The 22,704-nt window shown below is 29.1% G+C and carries 27 protein-coding genes; 7 read left to right on the plus strand and 20 right to left on the minus strand.

Going from position 1 to position 22,704, the window contains the following annotated elements:
• Nucleotides 1-91: 91 nt before the first annotated feature.
• On the plus strand, nucleotides 92-1,168 hold the full coding sequence (flhB, locus tag CAMP5082_RS05640) for a flagellar biosynthesis protein FlhB (protein WP_264284921.1): 1,077 nt from the start codon (nucleotides 92-94) through the stop codon (nucleotides 1,166-1,168).
• On the opposite strand, the gene CAMP5082_RS05645 is transcribed toward flhB, so the two are convergent.
• Complete coding sequence (locus CAMP5082_RS05645; protein ID WP_337206161.1) at nucleotides 1,160-1,939, minus strand: sulfite exporter TauE/SafE family protein; 780 nt, start codon at nucleotides 1,937-1,939, stop codon at nucleotides 1,160-1,162. The two genes, flhB and CAMP5082_RS05645, sit on opposite strands and share 9 nt — an antisense overlap.
• Before the next feature lie 111 nt (nucleotides 1,940-2,050).
• On the opposite strand from CAMP5082_RS05645, the gene pseA reads away from it, so the two are divergent.
• The 3 genes from pseA to CAMP5082_RS05660 are packed head-to-tail and all read left to right on the plus strand — an operon-like array spanning nucleotide 2,051 to nucleotide 4,534.
• A complete protein-coding gene (gene pseA, locus CAMP5082_RS05650; protein ID WP_337206162.1) occupies nucleotides 2,051-3,187 on the plus strand; it encodes a pseudaminic acid biosynthesis protein PseA in 1,137 nt (378 codons plus the stop codon).
• Nucleotides 3,184-3,795: an imidazole glycerol phosphate synthase subunit HisH gene (hisH, locus tag CAMP5082_RS05655; RefSeq protein ID WP_173787033.1), complete on the plus strand. Its 612-nt coding sequence runs from the start codon at nucleotides 3,184-3,186 to the stop codon at nucleotides 3,793-3,795. Before pseA ends, hisH begins: the two co-directional genes overlap by 4 nt.
• 1 nt (nucleotide 3,796) lies before the next feature.
• Complete coding sequence (locus CAMP5082_RS05660; RefSeq protein ID WP_337206163.1) at nucleotides 3,797-4,534, plus strand: HisA/HisF-related TIM barrel protein; 738 nt, start codon at nucleotides 3,797-3,799, stop codon at nucleotides 4,532-4,534.
• On the opposite strand, the gene pseH is transcribed toward CAMP5082_RS05660, so the two are convergent.
• The 8 genes from pseH to pseF are packed head-to-tail and all read right to left on the minus strand — an operon-like array spanning nucleotide 4,502 to nucleotide 9,889.
• On the minus strand, nucleotides 4,502-4,966 hold the full coding sequence (gene pseH, locus CAMP5082_RS05665) for a UDP-4-amino-4,6-dideoxy-N-acetyl-beta-L-altrosamine N-acetyltransferase (protein ID WP_173787031.1): 465 nt from the start codon (nucleotides 4,964-4,966) through the stop codon (nucleotides 4,502-4,504). The two genes, CAMP5082_RS05660 and pseH, sit on opposite strands and share 33 nt — an antisense overlap.
• Nucleotides 4,963-5,631 (minus strand): PIG-L deacetylase family protein, encoded by a 669-nt coding sequence (locus CAMP5082_RS05670; RefSeq protein WP_173787030.1) that lies wholly within the window; start codon nucleotides 5,629-5,631, stop codon nucleotides 4,963-4,965. Before CAMP5082_RS05670 ends, pseH begins: the two co-directional genes overlap by 4 nt.
• Nucleotides 5,621-6,307: a methionyl-tRNA formyltransferase gene (locus tag CAMP5082_RS05675; RefSeq protein WP_173787029.1), complete on the minus strand. Its 687-nt coding sequence runs from the start codon at nucleotides 6,305-6,307 to the stop codon at nucleotides 5,621-5,623. Before CAMP5082_RS05675 ends, CAMP5082_RS05670 begins: the two co-directional genes overlap by 11 nt.
• Nucleotides 6,304-7,128: a UDP-2,4-diacetamido-2,4,6-trideoxy-beta-L-altropyranose hydrolase gene (gene pseG / locus CAMP5082_RS05680; RefSeq protein WP_337206164.1), complete on the minus strand. Its 825-nt coding sequence runs from the start codon at nucleotides 7,126-7,128 to the stop codon at nucleotides 6,304-6,306. Before pseG ends, CAMP5082_RS05675 begins: the two co-directional genes overlap by 4 nt.
• Complete coding sequence (locus CAMP5082_RS05685; protein WP_173787027.1) at nucleotides 7,112-7,837, minus strand: WbqC family protein; 726 nt, start codon at nucleotides 7,835-7,837, stop codon at nucleotides 7,112-7,114. Before CAMP5082_RS05685 ends, pseG begins: the two co-directional genes overlap by 17 nt.
• Nucleotides 7,834-8,508 (minus strand): class I SAM-dependent methyltransferase, encoded by a 675-nt coding sequence (locus CAMP5082_RS05690; RefSeq protein ID WP_337206165.1) that lies wholly within the window; start codon nucleotides 8,506-8,508, stop codon nucleotides 7,834-7,836. The genes CAMP5082_RS05685 and CAMP5082_RS05690 overlap by 4 nt, the downstream gene beginning before the upstream one ends.
• Before the next feature lie 2 nt (nucleotides 8,509-8,510).
• On the minus strand, nucleotides 8,511-9,197 hold the full coding sequence (locus CAMP5082_RS05695) for a class I SAM-dependent methyltransferase (protein WP_254450118.1): 687 nt from the start codon (nucleotides 9,195-9,197) through the stop codon (nucleotides 8,511-8,513).
• Complete coding sequence (gene pseF / locus CAMP5082_RS05700) at nucleotides 9,188-9,889, minus strand: pseudaminic acid cytidylyltransferase (RefSeq protein ID WP_173787025.1); 702 nt, start codon at nucleotides 9,887-9,889, stop codon at nucleotides 9,188-9,190. The genes CAMP5082_RS05695 and pseF overlap by 10 nt, the downstream gene beginning before the upstream one ends.
• 61 nt (nucleotides 9,890-9,950) lie before the next feature.
• Here pseF and CAMP5082_RS05705 point away from each other — a divergent pair, with 61 nt between their 5' ends.
• Complete coding sequence (locus tag CAMP5082_RS05705; protein WP_173787024.1) at nucleotides 9,951-11,189, plus strand: DUF2920 family protein; 1,239 nt, start codon at nucleotides 9,951-9,953, stop codon at nucleotides 11,187-11,189.
• 13 nt (nucleotides 11,190-11,202) lie between these two features.
• Here the strand turns inward: CAMP5082_RS05705 and CAMP5082_RS05710 are convergent, their stop codons facing one another.
• The 10 genes from CAMP5082_RS05710 to dcd are packed head-to-tail and all read right to left on the minus strand — an operon-like array spanning nucleotide 11,203 to nucleotide 19,905.
• Nucleotides 11,203-11,421, minus strand: a complete 219-nt coding sequence (locus CAMP5082_RS05710) for an acyl carrier protein (RefSeq protein ID WP_173787023.1) — start codon at nucleotides 11,419-11,421, stop codon at nucleotides 11,203-11,205.
• Complete coding sequence (locus CAMP5082_RS05715) at nucleotides 11,414-12,481, minus strand: beta-ketoacyl-ACP synthase III (protein WP_173787022.1); 1,068 nt, start codon at nucleotides 12,479-12,481, stop codon at nucleotides 11,414-11,416. The genes CAMP5082_RS05710 and CAMP5082_RS05715 overlap by 8 nt, the downstream gene beginning before the upstream one ends.
• Entirely contained in the window at nucleotides 12,471-13,994 is a 1,524-nt protein-coding gene (locus CAMP5082_RS05720; protein ID WP_173787021.1) for an HAD-IIIC family phosphatase, read from the minus strand. Before CAMP5082_RS05720 ends, CAMP5082_RS05715 begins: the two co-directional genes overlap by 11 nt.
• Nucleotides 13,991-14,893: a class I SAM-dependent methyltransferase gene (locus CAMP5082_RS05725; RefSeq protein WP_173787020.1), complete on the minus strand. Its 903-nt coding sequence runs from the start codon at nucleotides 14,891-14,893 to the stop codon at nucleotides 13,991-13,993. Before CAMP5082_RS05725 ends, CAMP5082_RS05720 begins: the two co-directional genes overlap by 4 nt.
• Nucleotides 14,887-15,111 carry an acyl carrier protein gene (locus tag CAMP5082_RS05730; protein ID WP_039664483.1) on the minus strand — a complete coding sequence of 75 codons (225 nt, stop codon included), beginning with the start codon at nucleotides 15,109-15,111 and terminating at the stop codon, nucleotides 14,887-14,889. The genes CAMP5082_RS05725 and CAMP5082_RS05730 overlap by 7 nt, the downstream gene beginning before the upstream one ends.
• A gap of 2 nt (nucleotides 15,112-15,113) precedes the next feature.
• Nucleotides 15,114-15,896, minus strand: coding sequence for an AAC(3) family N-acetyltransferase (locus CAMP5082_RS05735; protein ID WP_173787019.1), 783 nt, complete (start codon nucleotides 15,894-15,896; stop codon nucleotides 15,114-15,116).
• On the minus strand, nucleotides 15,893-17,155 hold the full coding sequence (locus CAMP5082_RS05740) for a DUF4910 domain-containing protein (protein ID WP_337206200.1): 1,263 nt from the start codon (nucleotides 17,153-17,155) through the stop codon (nucleotides 15,893-15,895). The genes CAMP5082_RS05735 and CAMP5082_RS05740 overlap by 4 nt, the downstream gene beginning before the upstream one ends.
• A gap of 4 nt (nucleotides 17,156-17,159) precedes the next feature.
• On the minus strand, nucleotides 17,160-18,290 hold the full coding sequence (gene pseC, locus CAMP5082_RS05745; RefSeq protein ID WP_337206166.1) for a UDP-4-amino-4,6-dideoxy-N-acetyl-beta-L-altrosamine transaminase: 1,131 nt from the start codon (nucleotides 18,288-18,290) through the stop codon (nucleotides 17,160-17,162).
• Nucleotides 18,287-19,294, minus strand: a complete 1,008-nt coding sequence (gene pseB, locus CAMP5082_RS05750; RefSeq protein ID WP_337206167.1) for a UDP-N-acetylglucosamine 4,6-dehydratase (inverting) — start codon at nucleotides 19,292-19,294, stop codon at nucleotides 18,287-18,289. Before pseB ends, pseC begins: the two co-directional genes overlap by 4 nt.
• Before the next feature lie 50 nt (nucleotides 19,295-19,344).
• Nucleotides 19,345-19,905, minus strand: a complete 561-nt coding sequence (gene dcd, locus CAMP5082_RS05755) for a dCTP deaminase (protein ID WP_012661997.1) — start codon at nucleotides 19,903-19,905, stop codon at nucleotides 19,345-19,347.
• 131 nt (nucleotides 19,906-20,036) lie between these two features.
• On the opposite strand from dcd, the gene accB reads away from it, so the two are divergent.
• Both accB and CAMP5082_RS05765 read left to right on the plus strand, forming a co-directional pair.
• Nucleotides 20,037-20,486, plus strand: a complete 450-nt coding sequence (gene accB, locus CAMP5082_RS05760) for an acetyl-CoA carboxylase biotin carboxyl carrier protein (protein WP_173787016.1) — start codon at nucleotides 20,037-20,039, stop codon at nucleotides 20,484-20,486.
• A gap of 1 nt (nucleotide 20,487) precedes the next feature.
• Nucleotides 20,488-21,819: an acetyl-CoA carboxylase biotin carboxylase subunit gene (locus CAMP5082_RS05765; protein ID WP_087685488.1), complete on the plus strand. Its 1,332-nt coding sequence runs from the start codon at nucleotides 20,488-20,490 to the stop codon at nucleotides 21,817-21,819.
• A gap of 17 nt (nucleotides 21,820-21,836) precedes the next feature.
• Here the strand turns inward: CAMP5082_RS05765 and CAMP5082_RS05770 are convergent, their stop codons facing one another.
• Nucleotides 21,837-22,664 (minus strand): peptidyl-prolyl cis-trans isomerase, encoded by an 828-nt coding sequence (locus tag CAMP5082_RS05770; RefSeq protein ID WP_337206168.1) that lies wholly within the window; start codon nucleotides 22,662-22,664, stop codon nucleotides 21,837-21,839.
• Nucleotides 22,665-22,704 lie beyond the last annotated feature (40 nt).

Consider the following 22,704-nt stretch of genomic DNA (forward strand, 5'->3'; position numbering starts at 1 on the left):
AGTGGCTGGGATAAGCTAAATCCAAGTAGTCAAATTTGTTGATACTTGGATTAAATGCTATAATTTTGCTTTAAAAATTTAAAGGTTTTTTATGGCTGCTGATGATCAAGAAAAAACAGAAGAACCCACATCCAAGAAAATAGAAGATGCTCGTAAAGAGGGCAATGTCCCAAAAAGCCAAGATGCATCTGCTGTGGCTGTGCTTGTTATAGCTGTGGTTGTGGTGTTGTTTATGTTGCCTTTTATAGGTGAGAGAATTAGCGGTTTGTATAGGTTTTATCAAAGCTTTATAGGTATAGAACTTGATTTAAAAATCTTGCAAAAAATTATTATAAAAACCATGATAGAAATGTTTATTATGGTTTTACCTATTACTTTAACGATTATGGTTGCAGGCGTGCTTGGAAATTTAATGCAATTTGGTTTTATTTTTACCACCAAACCTATTACTCCAAATTTTAACAAAATTAACCCTATTAATGGTCTTAAAAATCTTTTTTCTTTGAAAAAAATCATTGAAGCTTTAAAAATTACTCTTAAAGTTGGAGTGGTTTTTGGAATAGCTTTTATTTTTTTATTACAATTTATGAAAGAACTTCCTAGAGTAGAGCTTTATATGATTTATCCACAACTTTTATGGCTTAGGGATAAGGCTATTATACTTGCGGCTATTGTGATTATAGCTTTTTTGATTATAGGACTTTTAGATGTGCTTTTGGTAAGGTATCAGTACTTTAAAAATTTACGCATGAGCAAACAAGAAATCAAAGATGAATACAAACAAAGCGAAGGAGATCCTTTGGTAAAAGGAAGAATTCGTCGTTTGCAAATGGAAGCAGCAAGGCGTAGAATGGTGCAAGATGTTGCTAGTGCTGATGTTGTGATTACTAACCCTACTCACTATGCGGTTGCTTTGCGTTATGATAGCTCTAAAGAAGCTGCGCCAAAAGTTTTAGCTAAAGGAGTGGACTTTTTAGCTTTGCGTATAAAAGATATGGCATATGAATACAATGTTATGATTTATGAAAATCCTCCTTTAGCTAGAGAACTTTATAAAGCTTGCGAGGTAAATGATCTTATTCCACCAGAGCTTTTTAAAGCAGTGGCAGAGGTTTTAAGCTTTGTTTATACTTCCAATAGACAAAAATTTGCTGATAGATTAAAATAAATTTAGCTTTTTAATCAAGCTTATAATAGTCATAGTTATAGAAAGAGTGTAAATGCCCAAAAGCGCTATGCGGTGGGATTTAAGGTTGATTTTTTCCATGATTTTAATACCAAGATAAACCCCTAGCATAGAACTAAGTCCTACTAAGCTTCCATTTTGCAAGACTTCTTTATCAATGATGTCATTATATACAAAAGAACTAATTCCTGAAATGGAAGCAAAAATCACAAAAAATAAGCTAAGCGGCACTACTTTTTTAGTATCATAGCCTAAAAAATAAGCTAGAATAGGGGTGATTAAAAGCCCACCGCCAATCCCTAAAGATATAGCAAAAATTCCTGTAAATACGCCACAAATTAGCAAAATGGAATTTTTTAAGATATTAGAGTGGTTGATATTTCCAATGGAGCTTTTTTGATTAAAAGCAAATTTTAAAAAAAATACAATACTCACGCATAGAAAAATACTTGTTAAAGTTATATCTGAAAAATATGAGAGCAAAAGCCCACTAAACATCGCACCTAAAAAGCCTCCAAAGCTTATGATGAGTCCATCTTTTAAGATTAAATTTTTCTTTTTATAGTTTAAATAAGAACCAAAAATAGAAGCAAAAATCATTTGTACAACAGAAATTGCAACAGCATGGTGAGAGCTGAGCCCTAAAGTAAGCATGAAAGGAACGATAATCATACCACCACCTATACCAAAAACCCCTGAAGCCATACCTGAAAAAATCCCTATAATCATATAAGGAAGTAAAGTTAAATCCATAATCTATAAACCTTTAAATAAAAAAATTGTAACAAAATAAAATTTATTTAGCTTTAGAAAATATAATCATAGTCGATTTATGATGATTATAAATATTTTTTTGGAGTTAATATGAAATTTTGTAAAAAATGCGTTATGCCAGATACTAAGCCTGACTTGTATTTTAATGATGAGGGAATTTGTGATGCGTGTTGCTCGCAAGAAGCGAAAAATCATCACATAAACTGGCAAGAGCGTGAAAAAGAATTTCTAGAACTTGTGAAAAAATATAAAAAACACCCCGTGTATGATTGTGTCATAGGAGTAAGTGGCGGTAAGGATTCTACTTTTCAAGTTTTAAAATGTCTTGAGTTTGGGCTTAATCCTTTGTGTGTTTGTTTTGAACCAAGTATCCCTACTAAAATAGGTAAAAAGAATTTAAAAAATTTAAACAATCTTGGTGTTGATTTGATCCATATAAAAAGAAATCCTTTGGTATATAAAAAATTATCCCGTGAAGCTTTTGTAAGAACGGGCGATAATGAATGGCAAAACCATTTGGGAATTTTTACTTGTGTTCCAAAAGTAGCTGTTGCTTTTGACATTCCTTTGATTATTTGGGGGGAAAGTCCGCAGATTGAATATGGTGGACCAGCTAGTTCTAAAGAAAAAAACACTTTAGGTAGAGAGTGGCTTGAAGAATTTGGCGGACTTTTGGGTAATAGAATTTCTGATATGATTGGAGTTGATGGTATTAGAGAGAAGGATTTATATTTTTATACTTATCCAAGTGATGAAGAGCTTCAAAGAGTAGGAGTTACAGGGTTATTTTTGGGATATTATTTTAAATGGGATTATAAGTATAATTTAAAATTAGCCCAAGAAAATGGTTTTAAAACTAGTACAAAACCAGTTGAAACTACTTATGAGAATTTTGAAAATTTAGATTGTTATTCAAACCATGTGCATGATTATTTAAAATACTGCAAATATGGTTTTGGAAGAGCTACGGATAATGCGTGCTTGGATATAAGACTTGGCTATATTAGCCGTGAAGAGGGCGTGAGGCTTGTAAATAAATATGATGGAAAGCCACCTAAAAAGGCTATTAAGAAATATTTGGAATTTAGTGGTTTTAGTGAAAAAGAATTTGAAAAAATTGTAGATTCTTATACTAATAAAAAGATATTTAAACGCGATGAAAATGGTAAATTCTTAAGAGATAGTGATGGGTCGTTGATAAAAAAAGATGAGTTTATTTTGAAATGATTTGTATTGTTGATTATCATCTTGGAAATTTTAAATCTGTTTTAAAAGCTTTTGAAAAACTTAATCAAGAAGTGATTATAAGTTCTAAAAAAGAAGATATAAAAAATGCTTCTAAATTAGTTTTGCCAGGCGTTGGATCTTTTAAACAAGGTATGGAAAATTTAAAAAAACTTGCACTAGATGAGCTTTTAAAAGAATGTGTTTTAAAAGATAAAAAGCCTATTTTAGGAATTTGTCTTGGTATGCAACTTTTTTCCAGTAAGGGATATGAGGGCGGAGAGTGTGAAGGGCTTGATTTTATAAAAGCAAAGGTTTTGAAATTTGATTTAAGTAAAGAAAAATTATTGCACAGTGGTTGGGATGATTTACAATTTAGTGATAAAAAAAGCAAGTTATTTGATGGAATTTTAGAAAAAAGTGATTTTTATTTTGTGCATTCTTATTATGTAGAATGTTTAGAGAGGGTGGAAACTTCTTTTTGTGAGTATGAAAAACCTTTTTGTGCAAGTTTTGAAAAAGATAATATTTTTGCTGCGCAATTTCACCCTGAAAAAAGCCAAAATGTGGGTTTGAAACTTTTGGAAAATTTTGCAAATTTAAAGGCCTAATATGCTTAAAACAAGAATCATACCTTGCGTGTTATTAAAAGATCATCAGCTTGTAAAAAGTATCAATTTTTCTTCTTTTAGGACTATTGGGCATGTAATAAGCACAGCTAGGATATATAATGCTAGAAATGTTGATGAGCTTATAGTTTTGGATATTAATAAAAATGGCGTTATAGATTTTGAAAGCTTAGAAGATATAGCTAATGAGTGTTTTATGCCTTTAACCATTGGAGGTGGGATTAGAACTTTAGAAGATATTAGAAAATTGCTAGATATAGGTGCAGATAAAATTAGTATTAATTCTATGGCTTTGCAAGATCCAGATTTTGTCAAAAAGGTGGCAAATACTTTTGGAAGTTCTTGTGTAGTATGCTCGATTGATGTAAAAAAAGATAAAAATAAATTTAAAGTTTTTAATAATGAAATTTTAGATATTGATCCGCTAGAACTTGCATTAAAATATGAATCTTTAGGAGCAGGGGAGATACTTTTAACAAGTGTTGATAAAGAAGGAAGTTCTTTGGGGTATGATTGGGAATTACTAGAGTATTTCAAAGGTAAATTAAAAATTCCACTCATTATTAATGGAGGGCTTTCTAAGCCCCAAGATGGGGTAAAAGCTATACAACTTGGTGCGAATGCATTAGCAGGTGCTTTTATATTTCATTTTAGTCAATATACTCCAAATGATGTTAAAAATGAGCTTTTAAAAAATAATATCCCTGTGAGGATTGTTTAAATTTACAAAATAAAAATTATTATCTTCTTTAATAATTTTAAAACCATGTTTTAAATATAAATTTAAAGCTTTTGTGTTTTCTTTGAAAACACAAGCGTTTAAAGTTTGAACTTTTAAAATATTAAAAGCATAGTTTTTAACTTCTTGCATTAAAAGCTCGCCTATACCTTTTTTTATACCATAAAGCCCAAATTCACAGGATAAATTTATGATATTGTTAAAATATATTACTCCTAGCTTCTCGTTATTTTTTATCAATAAAAAATATTTTTTGTTTTTGCTTTTGTTTAGTTCTTTTAAAAATATTAAGTGGTTTTTATAATTTATATTTTTTGTTTTCATAAATTTAGAGATATTTGGAGAATTTCTTATATAAAAAATTTCTTTTTTTTCTTCTTTTGTAAGATTAGTAAAATTTTTATAAAAAATCACTTTATAACCTTTACACTTTTAAACACTTCAGCATATTGAAGACCAACTCTCATTCCTTGGTATTGCGCATTGATTTTTATCCCCTCTAAGCTTCTTGGGTGAGGATAATTTCTTAGTTCTGATTGATAAAAAGACATAGCTTTTAGTTTCAAATCAAGTGTCGCGCTAATATCAAAAAATACATCAGGTTGAAAGCTTAATGGATAGTTCCATTCTGTACTCGAAAGAATTTCAAAACTATAAATTTCTTTAACACTTTCTTCTTGTAGAGATCTTGTAGCAGTAATTGTTGCTTTGTATGTAATTTGATGGTCTATATTGAGATCTTTTTCATAATGTGTAAAAATTATATTTGGTTTAATTTCATTTTTAACTTCTTCTATACTCTTGACTATTTCTAATAATGGTATTTTATCAAAAGCATTATCAGGAAAAAACTTTCTAAAAACTTTTTTAATGCCTAAAAGATTATTTGCTTTAAATAACTCATCTTCTAAAATTTCTTGTTCATTTTTGCTATTTATCTCTCTGCTTGTTTTACCTTCTCCAAGTATTAAAGTATAAGCTTCATATCCTTGTTGAATATATTTTGCTATAGTTCCAAAGCATCCTAAAACTTCATCATCTGGGTGAGCTGCTATAATTAAAATTTTGTTATTTTTCATAAAATATTACCTCTGCTTTTATTTTATTATTGTGTTTTTTTGCGTTTTGAAAAACCATTTTTATATTTTCAAATTCCAAAAAAGCTTTTGGATAATCAATGGCATCAAGCATGCGTATAAAATCATATATTTTTATCAAATTTGGATTTTCGAGTGTATTGATATTACTTTGTTCTTTTGTTCTTCTTTTGAAAATTACTACTTTCCCTTTTTGTATGCGAGGGTTGATTTTTGTATGTAAAATTCTTGGTATTAGTTTAAAGAATATGATTTTTGAGATTTTTTCATAAATTCGTTGTGCATTTGAAATTTTAAAACTAATATTGTGTTTTAGATATATTTCTCCACCATCTAATGTATCACAAGCTTTTAAAGCACAAATTTTGCTTTTATATACCCCTCTTATGATTAAATTTTGTAAAGGTGAACCTCCTCTTCCAAATGGTAAATTTCCAAGGTGGAAAATAATACATTGATAGTTATTGTAAATTTCTTGAGGTATATAGAAAGACCAATGCGGGAAGAATATGTAATCTGGATTTATTTTTGTTATTTTTTCTAAAGTAAGATCGTCTTTTTTTGTTATGAGGTAAAAAGTATATGTTTTATATAATTCTTTTATTTTGTAGAAATTGTTGATATTATGTTGTCTAAGAGTAGCAATAATTATTTTCATATAAAATTCTCCACTTCATAGCCTTTTTTAGCAAGCCAAGTTGCAAGTTTTTCTTGATTTTTAGCATAAGCTATGGCTTTAAAATTTGCTTTTAAAATCAAAGCTTCATTGACTAATGAGCTTGCGCTAATGATGAGTTTTTTACTTTCATTCATTAATCTAGCAAGGCTAGGATGGTCAATGAGAATTTGTATATTAGAGTTTTTTTGGCTTAATTTTTGAAGCAAATTTAGATGAGAATTTGCTTTTGTGGTAGCTATGATGATAGTTTTATTTTTGTTTAGTTTATTTGCTATATCAAAGGAAATGTTTTTTGGATCACTTCCCCCTATACAGATAAAATAATCATAAATTTTCTCTCTTTTTATCTTGCTTTCTTGGTAAAACTCATCGCGTATTAGAGCATAGGAAAAGCCACATCTTAATTCACAATATTTTGGCACTAAATTTTCATAATCACTTTCTTTAGCATAAGCATTGACATTAAGTAAAATATCGCAAAAATGTTCTTTTATCTCATCATCAAAGCTAAGAATTTTAATTCCTGTTTCTAATTTAATGAGTTTTTCATCATCTGCAGTGATCTCATAATGATCAATGATTAAAAGATCAAAATTTTCCTTTTTGATGAGATTGATGAGTTCATATATACTAGCACTTGTTAGCTCATATACAGGATAAGGAATTTCATCTATTAAAGAGCCTTTTAGTGGTAAACAAGCAAAAGATACATCTTGGTATTGTTTGGCTAACAAAAGATCTCTTTTGATATGTCCGTGTCCTATAGCGCTAGAACTATCGCTTCTAAAAAGAACTCTCATTATTACACTCGTTTATTTTGACACATTCTTGAAATTTGATACAAGGCTCTTTTTCGTTAAATAAAAAATCTAAAATTCCCAAATAAGCTATAAAATTTACACCCAATTGAGTATAGGTTGGATGGATAAAATCAAAATATTCAATTTTTATATTTGCATTTTTAAAAATTTCTTTTGCCGCTTCTTTTTCAAGGTAGTTTTTTGAGCCTTCTGGAGAGAGGTAATGATCAGCTTTTAATGTTTGACAAATTTCAAGTAGTAATTTTTCTTTTTTTTCGTTTTTTAAATTTAAAGAAGAAGTTTGTAAAATAGGAGTTTTAATGTTTAAGTGTTCACAATATATTTTGATTAACTCCATGTTAAATTGTGCTAAATGTGTATGTTTAAATAAAGCTTTTTCTAAGATATTGTAGTATTTATTAAAATTAATACTTTTAGAGTAAGCATGATGAATAGTTTTTAAAAATTTAATTTTCCATTTATCATCTTTTTCAAATAATATATCTTGAAGTAATGTTTTTTGTGGTGCTTTTTGTAAATTTAGTCCTAGTAAAAAAGTTTTATCTTGTAGTTTGATTTTATTTCTATTTTGCCACGATCTGCGTTCAAATTGCACATTATCTAAAAAGACAAAAGTATCAACACTTTGTATCATATATATATAGCCAAGCCATGGATTAAAGGTTGGCTGCATGATGGCTATTTTCACTTAATTTTTCCATAAATTACAATATCGCTATCATTAACTAATCTTTCATCTTCTCCCATGATATTGGTATTTTCATAAGTAAGTACTTTAAAATCATATAAATTTAAATATTCTTTTAAAATTTCTACAAGTTCGTATTCTTGGTAGAGAGTGTTTATACATCCAAGCTCTCCTGTGGTGTTATCATTTGTGATTTTAAAACAATTATGAGCTATTTTTTCTCCATAGCCATACCTATAATCTTTTATGCTTCTTGTTCTTAAAAAAAACAAAGCATTTTCTTTATACATAGAATTTTCTTTTGAAATTTTTAATAATTTTAAAAAATCTTCTTTCAAAAGATAGTTAATCACATTAGGAATCATAAAAATATCTGCGTTAATATTTGGATTTTTTAAGGGAAATTCTAAGATATCATCATGAAAAAACTGATAGTTTTTGCATTGGATTATTTCTTTGAAGTTATAATTGGCATTGTTGATATTTTCTTTGTTTAAATCAACCCCAATACATTCATAATCATAATTTGCAAATAAAGAAAGATTATTACCATTAGAACAAGCAAATTCTAAAACTTTTTGATTGTTTTGTTGGTGCAATCCTTGTTTAAAAAAGAATTTAATTACAGCTAAATCTGGAAATTTTAAACCTTTTAAATCTCTTAAGTACATTTTTACTCCTTAGTGATTTTACCATAGATGATTATATCGCTATCTTTGATATAAACTTTATTTTTTATATTGATATTTTCACTTGTGATAACTTCAAAATCATATAAATTTAAATTTTCTTTTAAAATTCCCACAAGTTCATGTTCTTGATATGCTGTGCAAAGACAATTTTTCTCGCCACTAAATTCATCATAGTTTAAAATAAAACTATCGTTTTTTAATTTTTCTCCAAGTCCGTAGCGATGATCTTTAACACTTCTTGCTCTTAAGAAAAAATGAGCATATCCTAATTTATTTGTTTGATATAGGTTGTTTTGTTTTGTATCTTGCAGTAAAATTTTAAATTCATCTTTTGTAATATAATTAATTACATTAGGTATTAACAATACATCCGCATTTATATTTTGATGATTTTTAGCAAAATCAAGCATATTTTCATTAAAAAAACTTGCCTTTTGATAATGCATAATTTCTTTAAAATTATAAATAGCGTTTTCATGATTTTGTTTACTAAGTTCTACTCCAATACACTCATAATCATAATTTGCAAATAAAGAAAGATTATTGCCATTATGAGAGGCAAATTCTAAGACTTTTGCATTTTTTAAGGTATCGAGCTTGTTTTTAAAAAACCATCTTACAAGCTCCATATCAGGATACTTAAAACCTTTGATTTTATTTATAAACATTTATTACCTTTGTGAAACTGATATAGTATTTTAGCAAATTCCAAGTCTTCGAAAGTATCAATATCGCAAATTTTATTCCTTGGAAGTAAAAAGGCTTTAGAATAAGGTTTAAACATAAAATCTTCTTCTAGCCATGCTTCTTTTTTGCCAAAGTAAAATGCGCCACCATCGTGATAAGCTTTAGTAAGATCTTGTGAGCGTTTGTGATAATTTGACTCATCAAACATATAAACTTTGTTTTGTTCATCAAGGTAAAAACCTCTTTGTATAGGGTATTCAAATTCACAAGCTGAAAATAAAAATTTACACTCATTTTGGCTAAATTGCTCAAAAGCTTTTTGCAAGATAAACTCATCTATAAGCGGAGCTGTTGCGTATAAGCAACACACATTTTCATAGATTTTACCTTGTTTTTCTAGAGTGATGATGGCATTTTGGATTACAGCGGTTGAGCTTGCATAATCATCACTTAATTCTTTTTTGCGCACAAAAGGAGCTTTTGCACCATATTTTAAAGCTACTTTGATGATTTCTTCATCATCGCTTGAGATAATCACATCATCAAAAATACTCGAATTTAAAGCACTTTCTATGCTATAAGCAATCAAGGGTTTTCCTAAAAAATCAATGATATTTTTTCTAGGAATACGTTTAGAACCACCACGCGCAGGGATAATACAAAGATTTTTCATAAACTCTCTTTAATTTTATAAAAAATAAGTATAATTAAATTTTAATTTTAAAAGGCTTAACATGCTCATAAATCAAACCTATTTCATAGACTCTTGTGACGATGTAGAATTAAATATAAAAAGAGAAAGTAAATTAGAATTTAAATTAACTTATGATGATAGTAAAGAAATAGAGGCTATTGTTTGTATTATAAGTGGCATTGGTGGGGATATAAAAGATGATTTATATATAAGTGATTATTGTGCTAGAAATTATAATGTAGCAGTTTTAAATGTAAATTATCATTGCATAGGAAATCGTCCTCAAACTGGAGCTAAGATTTATCTTGATGATATTGATAGACTTATATTTGACACAAGTGTAAAGGCTATTGGTATAGAAATTCCTTATGATATATCAAAACTTAATTCTTTTGAAGAATTTCATCCTGCTATGGATTATCTTAATAAAGAAATTCAAAAAAATAAAAATGATTGGGAGATTGATAGGAGTTATCATTTAGATTTAAGTGCAAGTTTACAGCCTACAAAGAATGAATATCAAAATTTTGGTATCATGCAAGCAACAGATATACTAAATGCTCTTTTATATATTAGAAAAAATTTCGCTTTTAAAGCTATGAGGAGGGATATAAAGCATATTTTAGTTGGAGCATCTCATGGAGGATATTTGGCAAATTTATGTGCAAAATTAGCTCCTTGGCTTGTTGATGTTGTGGTGGATAATTCTTCCCATGTTAGCCTTACTGATTTATGGAGGGTTATAGGTTTTGGCAAAGAAGTTGATTTTACCGAGTATTATTCGGTTGCGACTTTTAATTTCTTTCAAAATATAAGACTATGTTGTTGTGATAAAACATTTTGGACTACAAATAAACAATCACATTATTATTTTTCACTTGCTAGAAAACTAATTAGAGAAACATTAAATAAAGATCATCTAAATATACAAGCAAAATATCCAAATCCAAAATACATTGCTTATCATTCTAAATTTGATGAATGGGTGTCTTTAGAAGAAAAAGAAGAATATGTTGATACTTTAAAAAAACATGGATTTGATGTTGAATTTATAAAAGTTATAGATGAAAAACAAATAGATGGTAAGTTTATTAAAAATCTAACTCATGGTATGGGTATACCTATGAAACTACTTATTAAAAAACACTTACCACAAATTTTACAAGAACCTTTAAAAGATAAAACTTGTAAAAAAGAAATCTCATACAAGTGTGATGATTTAATATATACTTTTAAAGAGGAAAATGAGCAGATTGTTTTAAGTGTGGAAAGGGTTTAAACAAATATTTTGTTTAAACACCAGCTAAAGCTAAAAGATCACTTACTTTTTCACATTTTTTAAGATCATCACCGTTAATTTGCTTACCAAGTGAGTTTTTAAATAATACCATGATAGATACAAAAGCTAAGCTATCCCATTCATCAATATCATCTAAAATCATATTTTCTTTCAGTGTTTCATCCATATGCATAGCTTCGCTAATAGCTTCTAGTAATTCTTCTTTAGTCATTTTTTTCTCCTTTATAAATTGAAATTGTATCAGTTTTAAAGTTTTTATCAAAATTTATATAAGCACTTCCCCAGGCATATCCAGCACCAAAAGCACTTAAAATAGCGTTAAAATTATTTTTTTGCATTGTGCAAAGTAAAGCAGGTAAAGAGCAAGCACTCAAATTAGCATATTTTGACATCAAAAAATTTGGTGTTTTAGAGTTATCAATACCCAAATCATTTATAATAGAATCAACTAAAAATTGATTGGATTGGTGCAATAAAAAATAATCCACTTCATCTTTACTTTTTTCACAAAAATCAAGCATTTCTTTTATGCTTTGGCTCTCAAGATTAAGTGCTTGGTTAAAAATTTCAGCTCCATCCATATAAAGATCATCTAAGCTTCTATATCCATTAGTTTGAAATATCTCTTTATTAGAGCTTTTACTCTCATCAAGTTTAGCAAAAGCTCTATTGGGTATGATGAGTTTGTCAAAACCTTCTCCATTAGAATAAAGCTTAAAAAAAGATTTTTCATTTGTACAGCTTATGAGTGTTGCGCTTACTCCATCGCCAAAGATTGGAGCTAAATTTGCATTCAAAGGATTTATGGTTTTGCTTAAAGTATCACCGCAAATTAATAAAATATTTTTTGCATTTTGATTTTCTAAAAAAGAAAAAGCTATAAATAAGCCATATAAATATCCCGAACACGCTTGATTTACATCAAAAGCTATAGTTTGAGGCTTTAAATTTAATCGTTTGTGAAGATAGTTTGCACATGATGGCATAAAAAAATCAGGAGTTTGTGTAACAAAAATCACCATATCAAGCTCATTTCTATCAAAATCAAGCATTTTAAATAAATTTATACTTGCTTCATAGGCTAAATCTGTTGTGCTAATATTTTCATCAGCAATAAATCTTTCTTGTATGCCTGAAATTTTTTTCATTCTTTTTAGCATTTTGACATCATTTTGAAAAACATCTTCTAAGCAATCATCTATATTTATGCATTTATTAGGCACGCAAACGCTTATGCCTGCTATTTTGGCTTTATTAAAACTAGCTTTCAATTATAAGTCCTTCGTAATTTATCATTTCTTTTTGGATTAGAGCAAAATTTTCTTTTATATCTGCATTTAAACTATATAAAAATTCTAAAAATGGCATATTTCTTTCGCCCTTTTGAAAGTATAAAATACATTCTTTTGTATTAAAATGCACATGTAATAACTCTATAGCCTTATATAGCATAATTTTTTCAAGCTTTCTTCCTAAGGCTCTGCAACTTATGCAAAGATCTTTTATGATTAAATTTGTTTCATCTTTATAAGCTAAAAAAATTGCTATAATGCCACTATCACTTAATTTATCACTCATGCTTATAGTCAAAATAGCATGTTTTTGCATAAATTCTTCACACTCTTTTAAGCTTAATCTTGAGTAATTTGATATAAATTGATTAGTTTTATTAAGTAGTTGTGAAATTCTTTCAAGTTCATCTGCGTGGTTGATATGAAATTTCAAACAAATTTGTAATTTTTCAAAATACTCTTTAGGGCTAAGCTTGCTAAGCTCTTGTCTTTGTAAATTTGCTTTAATATCAGCACTTCTTAACTCATCTTCTTTGCTAAAGCTTGTTTTTAAAAGTTTAGGATAGAGCTTTAAACTATAAGCACTATTTTCATCAGCTAGTAAGGTGTTAATATGAAGGTGTGATACATTTTCAATTTCGGCTATATTATCATCAATAAATAACACACTATCAAAAGCTATATTAAAAAAATTTACAATTTCTTTAATATTTTCGTCTTTACTTTTCCAATTAGCCCTGATCATACTAAAATCATCAAGTTGTAATAAAAAGTCTTTTCTTTGTGTAAAAAGTTTTTTCACATCTTCTTCTTCGTTTTTTGAAGCAATGGCAAGTAAAAAACCTTGATTTTTTAAATTTAAAAGCTCACTTTGCAAGGCTTTATGATTGCTAGATAAAGCAAGATTTTCAATGCCATCTTCACCTAAAATTCCTTGGTATAAGGTATTATCAAGATCTATGATGATTGCTTTTAAAGTCGGTTGTAAAAAGCTAGGTAGGATTTTTAGTCCTAGAATTTGGGCTAATTTTACACAAGCTTTATTGCTAAGTCTGCTTGCATTTATTTCAAAATTACTATCATCTATGATGAGATTTTCATCTAAAAAGGGCTTTAGTATTTCACAAATACTATATTCTTTTAAGCTTGTATCGCCAAGTAAAAGTGTGATGATAGGAGCGTTGCTAATGCTTGATAGTTCTTGTATTTTTTCTTTGATAAAATCATCTGCATTTTTTTTATAATTGTTTAAGTCTATAAAAATGATGTTTAAATCTGCTTTTTGAAAATTATCATAACTTAAACTATCATCATAAGAGCTTATGTTAAATTCAGCCTTTAATTTACTAAAGGCTAAAAATGCGTTTAGTATGCTTGAAATCACTTCAAAAGAATGATTTCTAAAGACATTGATAGTAATTTTTTTATGATGATTTTCTTTGCTAAATTTTATGAGATCATTTCTTTTTAAATTCGGTGAAAAAAGATTCATTCTTTTACCAAAACTACTGCCATTACAATAGCATTCTTTGTTTTTAGTGCTTTTTCTAAAGAATAATTATTTGCCATAAAATATTCACATTCTTTGATTTTCAATCCTGCTTTATTAAGTAATTCTTTGACTTCATCAGGATGAGAAAATAAATAAATATGATCAATAGCAGGAGCGTTGATAGGTATAGTCGCAAAGATTTCTCCATTATCATTTAATAAGGCTTTTACATCTTTCATAAATTGTAAAGGTTGTTCAACATGTTCTAAAACTTCTCCCATTACTACCAAATCAGCTTTGTTGTTAAACTCACATTTGGTAAAATCTTTACATATAAATTCGCATTTAGTATTTATTTTACCAAACTGATTTTCTACCATATCCTTGCTCATTTGACAACTTATAGGAGATATATCAATACCAAAATATTCTTTAAATTTTTGACTTCTTAGGGCTTTAACAAAAAACTCACCATGCCCTGGCCCTATTTCAAGATAGGTATTTTCTTGATTTTGTTTTTCATCTATATACTTAGCAAAATATCTTCTAACCTCAATATGAGCATTCCATATAAAAGAAGATATGGCAAGACCCACCATGTATTGCTTCATATAGTTTTCATTAAAATACACCATATTTTCTACTTCTGCTAAGGTGCTATATCTATATTTTCCAAATTCTATAAAATATCTAGTTTCTTCTAAAGTATCATTTAATACAACTATATAGCTTTGAGCTTGTTCTTCTAAAGTAATATTTAGTGTATCTTTGTAATAAACAATAAGCTTTTCTAAATCTTCATATTCTTCTTTAGAGAGTTGTAATCCATCTAAACATTTTTTGTGTAGTGGATTTTTTTCTTCTATTAGCTTAAATAATTCTTTTGTATTTTCTAGCATAATTTCTCCTTAATAGCTTGCAAAAGTTCATTTTGTGATTTTAGCTGACTTAATTCATCTTTGCTAAATTTGATTTCAAATTCTTCTTCTAAACTCATGATTATATCAATATGGTTTAAAGAAGTCCAATTTTTACAATTTTGCATGCTTAAATTTGAATTCTCATTGACTTTTACTTCGAGTATATTTTCTAAAATTTCATAAAATTTATTTTCCATGATTAATCCTGTAATATAAAAATATTTTTATCTTCATCAAGAGCATTTTTTATCGCTTCTTTGTATTCTTTTGTATGAAATAAACATATAGTTGCACCACCAAAATTTTCGTATATAAAATTTTTTGTTTTTTTAGTAATATAGTTTATATTATCGACATTTGGTAAAGATTTTTTATCTAAATGTCTTACATAAAATTTTATTTTTTTATCATGTATTCTGTTTTGTTCATCTATTATTTTTCCGTGAAAATCTTTAAAATATCTGTAATCTACTCGGTATTCTTCTTCGATATAATGAGTTAGAGTGTGTCCTGTAGTGCTTCCAAAAAGTATATATTTTCCATTTTCTTGTGTTAAAACATCATACACACAATTTTCACCAAAACAACTTGTAGTGTCTTTTAAAAACAATTCTTTTTTGGCTCCTTTTATAGCAAAGGAAAATATAGGATCATTAGTGCGTTTTACCCCTGCTTGTTTGCGAAAATATTCATTTAAAGCACCCATTTTTGTAGGAGAATTTAATTTATCATAAACTTCATTTTTGCAAAAACTATAGGTAAATGTAGGCATGATTAAAGTACCTTCTTTACCTATAACTTCAAAAAAACAATCTAATATAGTTTGTAAAAATTCATTTCTAGGAAGCAAGGGTGTGCCAAAATTAAAAAGTTCAGTATGCACACACAAAATATCGCCTTTTTTGATGCCAAGTTTCTTAAAAGCTTCTATTAAGTCAACATTAGAGTATTTTTTATCATTGTATTCTAAGAAATATTTCATTTTATTAATCCGTGAAATTTTAATTTTTCTATTAAATCTTTTAATTTATAAGCTTGTGTGTTTAGCTTTGAGGCTATATCTAAAACATCATTTTTACCATCACAATATGCTAAAAAATTACATGATATTGGTATATCATTGGTTGAAGAAGTATTGATAGTATGGTATAAGTCTCTTTTGCCTAAATTGGGTTCGCAAAATACAGTATTTTGATAAATTTCATTTACTTCTAAATTCATAATGATTTCTTGCATAGCTTTTAAGCCACCTTGCAATCCTTCTTCACTGATGAAATTTAAATCATCTTTGCTAGTATGATATTCTTTATATTCTAGATACTTACTTCTACAAATTCCAACTACGGGTAAATTTACCAAAGGAGCACAGTATTGTCTTTCATCGCTTCCTCTATCTAAAAAGCTAAATTCTTTAAAATTATTTTTTTCTTTCAAGGTATGCAAGGCTACTTTATCTGCTAGGGTATTTTCACTTGGAGTGTGAATGAGTGAGTAAGCATTATCATCACCTATGCAAGAGAGTACAAAACCTGCTTTAGTGTGTTTTTGTAAGTGCTTTAAATGTTTGCTAATATAAACTATACTCCCTATAGTTTCAGGGATAAAAACAAAACGATAATTATATTTTCTCTCTTTCAGTCCCAAAAGCCATTTAGCTAAAAACACAGCTACCACAGGGCCACTTAACTCGTTATTTGCCATAGATGGATGACAAAGGTAAGTAGAGATTAAAATTTCATCTTTTGTTTCTTGCGTGCTAGGTATGAGTAAGTCAGCATAGTTTAAAACTCCATTTTCATGGTGCTTTGCATCAATGAAAACTTTATATTTTCCTTCTTTTAGTTTAATTCTATCTTTATGTTTTATACAAAACCCCCAGCACCTTTTATAATAGCTTGTCACATAAGGTATGGCATCGGGCATTTCTTCTATAGAGTAAAGGCATTCTTGTAAGCTTGCTAGATCAAGCTCTGTGTCTATACCTTCGCTATAGTTTAACACATGAAGATTATTTTGCTTAAAATCACAAATTTTTTCTCCATCTGGAGTGATGATATAAGCATCGTTTATCTCCCATTCAGCAGGTACTTCCCAGTCAAACACTTTGCTCCCGCTTGCTATAGAGTGAATTTTTAATATACCCCCCCCCATAGCCTCATCAAGTATTTTTAAGCTTTGTCTAAAGCCTTTCCCGGTAATGCTTCTGCATATAGGAAAAAGCTCACAAGCTAGCTCATACATACTTTTACTCACAACAAGCCTTTTTAGTTTCTTCTAAAATCTTAAATAAACTATCTTTAATAAATTGTGCTTCTTTTAAACTCATTTCTTGATGAGCAGGTATACTAAGTTCAGCTTTATAAAAATTATCCGCATTTTCTAAAAATAAATTTCCATATAAATTTTTATAAAAACTAAACTCATAAGTAGGCTTATAATGTACTTGCACGCCTATGCCTAAATTCAATAATTTTTCAAAAATAATCTCTTTTTGACAATAAAACTCAGGGAAAAGCAAAATAGGATATAAATGTCTTGAGCTTTTTTTATAATCTTTGATTTTTATAGTGCTAAAATAAGGATTTTTTTCAAATTCTTTATCGTAAAAACTTGTGATGATTTCTCTTTTTTCTAGCATATTATCAAGTTTTTTAAGTTGATTTATACCCAAAGCACAAGCTACATCACTTAAGCGATAATTATAGCCTAGTTCAATCATATCACTATCCCAAAGTCTTTTTTTGACTATGCCATGACTTCTTAAAAGCTTGATTTTTGAGATTAATTTCTCATCATTGCTAACAACCGCACCACCTTCAAAGGTTGTGATAGGTTTAACAGGATGAAAAGAAAATATACTCAAGTCTGCCATAGAACCTACTTTTTGATCTTTATAAATAGCACCTAGAGCATGACTTGCATCATCAATTAGTGGGATATTGTATTGTTTAGCTAAGGCTAAGATTTTATCCATTTCTACACTATTTCCCGCAAAATCGACAACACAAATTGCCCCTATATTAGAGCTATCTTGGCTTAGTCTTAAAGCAAGTTTTTTCTCATCAATATTTCCATCACTTTTTACATCTATAAACTCAACCCTAGCACCTGCCATTAAAGCAGTATTTGCAGTTGCAGCAAAGGTGATGGGAGTTGTTAAAACAATTTTATCTTTTACATTTAAAGACAAATATGCAAGATGTAAAGCAGAAGTGGCTGAATTTAGCACACAAGCATATTTTACACCTACATATTCACAAAGGGCTTGTTCAAATTCTTCAACCTTTTTTCCGCCGGTTAAAAAATCATCTTTTAAAGCCTCGCAAACTACTTGTATATCTTGTTCGTCAATATTTTGATGAGAATAAGTTATCATTTTTCAAGCTCTGTATGATTTATTATATTTAAAAGCTCTTCTTGGCTAATCCATGATGGATTATTATCTGAGCTATAAGAAAAATCATTGGAAACTTTTTTACCCTTTTGCCCTTTTGCATTTATGCTAAAATCAATTTCCATATTAGTAAATTTAATACTTGGACTAATGGCATAATAATCTTCAAATTCATAAGTTAAGTGACTATCATCACTTGAAATCATAATTTCATGTAGTTTTTCACCTGCTCTTATGCCTATGATTTTATGAGCTAAATTAGGAGCCATGGTTTTAGCTAAATCTACAATTTTCATAGAAGGAATTTTTGGCACGAAAATTTCCCCTCCATGCATATATGTAAAGTTATTCAACACGAAATTAACCCCATCTTCTAAAGATATCCAAAATCTTGTCATTCTCTCATCTGTGATAGGAAGTTCTTTAGCGCCTTCATTGATTAGTTTTTTAAAAAATGGTATAACAGAGCCTCTTGAGCCTACTACATTGCCATATCTTGTAACGCTAAATTTAGTATGAGAATTTCCTGCTATGTTATTTGCTGCTACAAAAAGCTTATCGCTTGCAAGCTTTGTAGCTCCGTATAAATTAATAGGATTGCATGCTTTATCAGTTGAAAGAGCGATACATTTTTCTACATTATTTTCTAAACACGCATCGATTACATTTTGCGCTCCGTGGATATTGGTTTTTATACATTCCATTGGATTATACTCTGCAATTGGCACATGTTTCATAGCAGCTGCATGGATGACAAAATCAACATCCTTCATCGCTATATTTAATCTTTCTTTATCTCTTATATCACCTATAAAATAACGCATGCAATTATCATTAAATTCTCTTGCCATTTCAAATTGCTTGAGTTCATCGCGTGAATAAATGATGATTTTTTTGGGGTTGTATTTTTGAAGTAAAGTTTTAGTGTAAGTTTTTCCAAAACTTCCTGTACCACCGGTGATTAAAATGCTTTTTCCATTAAACATATTTATTTTCCTATTACTTGACTAAGTTTTTATATCGGCTGAAAATAAAATTATTTTAAAATTCTTGGTAAAGTTATGCCTGTTTGGGCTTGGTATTTGCCTTTTTTATCAGCATATGTTACATCACAAGGCTCATCTCCTTGTAAAAATAAAACTTGAGCTATACCTTCATTGGCATAAATTTTAGCAGGTAGTGGGGTTGTGTTTGAAATTTCTATAGTGATATGTCCTTCAAAACCTGGCTCAAAAGGAGTTACATTCACTATAATACCACATCTTGCATAAGTACTTTTACCAAGACAAATTGCTAAAACATCATTTGGCATTTTAAAATACTCAACCGTTCTAGCAAGCGCGAAAGAATTTGCAGGTACTATACATACATCACCTACAAAATCTACTACATTTTCTTCTACAAAATTTTTAGGATCTACAACAGTGGAATTTACATTAGTGAAAATTTTAAATTCTCTTCCAACTCTTATATCATATCCATAGCTTGAAAGCCCATAACTAACTATACCTTTGCCTATATTTGCTTCGCAAAATGGCTCTATCATATTGTGCTCTAATGCCATTTTTTTGATCCAATTATCTGCTTTTAAGCCCATTTTTGTCCTTTATAATTAAAGTGAATTTTTAAATTATATCTTAAAATAAAAGTAAAAAATAAATAATTGAAGTTATTTTTAGTATTTTTATATATAATTATAAATTAAGTCTTATAAATTAAGGAGAATATATGACAAAAGAAGAAATCAAAGAATTAATGCAACTTTTTGCAGAGGCAAGTATAAGCAAGATTAAAATAAAAGAACAAGATGGATTTGAAATAGAACTAGAAAAAGATTTATGTTGTGAATTGCCAGCTCCAGCTCCTGTTGCCCCAGCTCCACAGCCAATTAATGTAAATGTAGTTAATGAAACCAAAGCAAGCTCAAACTCTTCTAATAAACCAACTATCAATAGCCCTATGGTAGGTACTTTTTATCAAGCCCCAAGCCCAGGTGCAGCACCTTTTGCTAAAGCAGGACAAACTATTAAAAAAGGAAGTACTATAGCAATTATTGAGGCGATGAAAATCATGAATGAAATCGAAGCTGAATATGACTGTAGGATAGTAGAAGTTTTAGTTGCAGATGGCCAGCCTGTAGAATTTGGCATGCCTTTATTTGTGGTGGAGAAATTATAAAATGGAAATTAAAAAAGTTTTAATAGCAAATCGTGGAGAAATTGCATTAAGAGCTTTAAGAACTGTAAAAGAAATGGGAAAAAAAGCAATTTGTGTGTATTCTACTGCAGATAAAGATGCTTTGTATTTAAAATACGCTGATGCGAGTATTTGTATAGGAAATGCTAGAAGTTCAGAAAGTTATTTAAATATCCCAGCTATTATTAGTGCGGCTGAAATTAGCGAAGCGGATGCGATTTTTCCAGGGTATGGATTTTTAAGTGAAAATCAAAATTTTGTTGAAATTTGTGCAAAACATAATATTAAATTCATAGGCCCTTCAGTAGCTGCTATGGCACTAATGAGTGATAAAAGCAAAGCTAAACAAGTAATGCAAAGAGCAGGTGTGCCTGTAATCCCAGGAAGCGATGGAGCTTTAGGTGGGGTTGAAGCAGCTAAAAAGCTTGCTAAAGAAATAGGCTATCCTGTGATTTTAAAGGCAGCAGCAGGTGGTGGTGGTCGTGGTATGCGTGTAGTTGAAGATGAAAAAGATTTAGAAAAAGCTTATTGGTCAGCAGAAAGTGAAGCGATGAGTGCTTTTGGTGATGGAACTATGTATATGGAAAAATACATCCAAAACCCACGCCATATAGAAGTGCAAATCATAGGAGATAGCTTTGGTAACGTGATACATTTGGGTGAGAGAGATTGCTCTATGCAAAGACGCCATCAAAAGCTTATAGAAGAATCTCCTGCAATTTTACTAGATGAAAAAACAAGAGCAAGACTTCATGAAACAGCAGTTAAAGCTGCTAAGGCTATTGATTATGAGGGTGCGGGAACTTTTGAGTTTTTAGTGGATAAAAATTTAGATTTTTATTTTATCGAGATGAATACGCGCTTGCAAGTTGAGCATTGTGTGAGTGAGATGGTAAGTGGGGTAGATATTATTGAGCTTATGATTAAAGTAGCAGAAGGGTATCCTTTACCAAAGCAAGAAGAAATTAAACTTAAAGGTCATTCTATAGAATGTAGAATCACTGCTGAAGATTCCAAAACTTTCTTACCTTGCCCAGGTAAAATCACAAAATACGTAGCTCCAGCAGGACGCAATGTAAGAATGGAAAGTCATTGTTATCAAGATTACAGTGTACCTCCTTATTATGATTCTATGATTGGAAAATTAGTTGTTTGGGGAGAAGATAGGAACACAGCTATTTCTAAAATGAAAATAGCCTTGCAAGAGCTTATTGTAGGTGGGATTAAAACAACTAAAGATTTTCATTTAGCAATGATGGATAATGCAGATTTTATCAATAATAATTATGATACAAATTATCTTTCAAGACATTAATTTAAGATAGGTTTAACCTATCTTAATTCTTCTATATGAGCATTTGCTCTGATTTTATCAAGATGATTTTTTAAGGCTTGTTCTTTTTGAGTTAGGGTATAGACATTGCTAACTTGATCTTTGATTAAGTCAAATTCGATAGGATTTTTACCATATTTTTCTTTTACAAAATATACTATATAAGCATTTTCACCATTTAATACCGGAGTAAATTCTCCTATTTTTGTATTGTTTAATAAAGCAAGTAATCTTAGATCTAAACTAGCTGCGTTTAAACTAATGGCTTTTGATTTAATTTGAGAATTTTTATACATAGGATTTTGTGCAAGCTGTTGTAAAAGTTCTGGATTAGTAGAATTATAAACAACTAAGTCTATATTTGAAAAAGTGCTAAATTTATCAAGATTGCTTTCGTAAAAATGTTTTAGTGTTTCATCATCGATATTGATTTTTGCATTTTGCATTATGCTTCTATAAAGCTTTTCTCTTTCAAGATCTTTTCTAACCTTATTTTTAAAAACTTCAAAACTTAAACCATCTTTTTCTATCTTTGATTGCAAACCATTAATGTCGGTTTTATTGCCTTTTGCTATTTGGGCTAATTTTTCATTAAGTTCAAAAGTACTTACATAAATTCCTAACTTTTTAGCTTCACTTTGTTGAACTTTATCATCTACTAAAAATGCTATAGCTTTTTGTTTATCGTCAGTTTTTAATTCTTTCATGGTTTGTTCTATATCATAAAGAGTGATAGGTTGATTTTCTACTACCATTGCTACGCCACCAAGGGTTTGAGCATATAAAATATTTGCAGCAAAACAACAAGATATTAAAAATTTTCTCATATAAAACCTTTATTTAAGTGTAAATATAGCATTATAACAA

The organism is Campylobacter sp. LMG 17559 (assembly GCF_024723605.1).
In the GTDB taxonomy this organism is placed as follows: domain Bacteria; phylum Campylobacterota; class Campylobacteria; order Campylobacterales; family Campylobacteraceae; genus Campylobacter_D.

Coding starts and splice junctions, on each gene's coding strand:
- flhB (WP_264284921.1), top strand. CDS start 92: ATGGCTGCTGATGATCAAGAAAAAACAGAAGAACCCACATCCAAGAAA.
- CAMP5082_RS05645 (WP_337206161.1), bottom strand. CDS start 1,939: ATGGATTTAACTTTACTTCCTTATATGATTATAGGGATTTTTTCAGGT.
- pseA (WP_337206162.1), top strand. CDS start 2,051: ATGAAATTTTGTAAAAAATGCGTTATGCCAGATACTAAGCCTGACTTG.
- hisH (WP_173787033.1), top strand. CDS start 3,184: ATGATTTGTATTGTTGATTATCATCTTGGAAATTTTAAATCTGTTTTA.
- CAMP5082_RS05660 (WP_337206163.1), top strand. CDS start 3,797: ATGCTTAAAACAAGAATCATACCTTGCGTGTTATTAAAAGATCATCAG.
- CAMP5082_RS05670 (WP_173787030.1), bottom strand. CDS start 5,631: ATGAAAAATAACAAAATTTTAATTATAGCAGCTCACCCAGATGATGAA.
- CAMP5082_RS05675 (WP_173787029.1), bottom strand. CDS start 6,307: ATGAAAATAATTATTGCTACTCTTAGACAACATAATATCAACAATTTC.
- pseG (WP_337206164.1), bottom strand. CDS start 7,128: ATGAGAGTTCTTTTTAGAAGCGATAGTTCTAGCGCTATAGGACACGGA.
- CAMP5082_RS05690 (WP_337206165.1), bottom strand. CDS start 8,508: ATGTACTTAAGAGATTTAAAAGGTTTAAAATTTCCAGATTTAGCTGTA.
- CAMP5082_RS05695 (WP_254450118.1), bottom strand. CDS start 9,197: ATGTTTATAAATAAAATCAAAGGTTTTAAGTATCCTGATATGGAGCTT.
- pseF (WP_173787025.1), bottom strand. CDS start 9,889: ATGAAAAATCTTTGTATTATCCCTGCGCGTGGTGGTTCTAAACGTATT.
- CAMP5082_RS05705 (WP_173787024.1), top strand. CDS start 9,951: ATGCTCATAAATCAAACCTATTTCATAGACTCTTGTGACGATGTAGAA.
- CAMP5082_RS05710 (WP_173787023.1), bottom strand. CDS start 11,421: ATGACTAAAGAAGAATTACTAGAAGCTATTAGCGAAGCTATGCATATG.
- CAMP5082_RS05720 (WP_173787021.1), bottom strand. CDS start 13,994: ATGAATCTTTTTTCACCGAATTTAAAAAGAAATGATCTCATAAAATTT.
- CAMP5082_RS05725 (WP_173787020.1), bottom strand. CDS start 14,893: ATGCTAGAAAATACAAAAGAATTATTTAAGCTAATAGAAGAAAAAAAT.
- CAMP5082_RS05730 (WP_039664483.1), bottom strand. CDS start 15,111: ATGGAAAATAAATTTTATGAAATTTTAGAAAATATACTCGAAGTAAAA.
- CAMP5082_RS05735 (WP_173787019.1), bottom strand. CDS start 15,896: ATGAAATATTTCTTAGAATACAATGATAAAAAATACTCTAATGTTGAC.
- CAMP5082_RS05740 (WP_337206200.1), bottom strand. CDS start 17,155: ATGTATGAGCTAGCTTGTGAGCTTTTTCCTATATGCAGAAGCATTACC.
- pseC (WP_337206166.1), bottom strand. CDS start 18,290: ATGATAACTTATTCTCATCAAAATATTGACGAACAAGATATACAAGTA.
- pseB (WP_337206167.1), bottom strand. CDS start 19,294: ATGTTTAATGGAAAAAGCATTTTAATCACCGGTGGTACAGGAAGTTTT.
- dcd (WP_012661997.1), bottom strand. CDS start 19,905: ATGGGCTTAAAAGCAGATAATTGGATCAAAAAAATGGCATTAGAGCAC.
- accB (WP_173787016.1), top strand. CDS start 20,037: ATGACAAAAGAAGAAATCAAAGAATTAATGCAACTTTTTGCAGAGGCA.
- CAMP5082_RS05765 (WP_087685488.1), top strand. CDS start 20,488: ATGGAAATTAAAAAAGTTTTAATAGCAAATCGTGGAGAAATTGCATTA.
- CAMP5082_RS05770 (WP_337206168.1), bottom strand. CDS start 22,664: ATGAGAAAATTTTTAATATCTTGTTGTTTTGCTGCAAATATTTTATAT.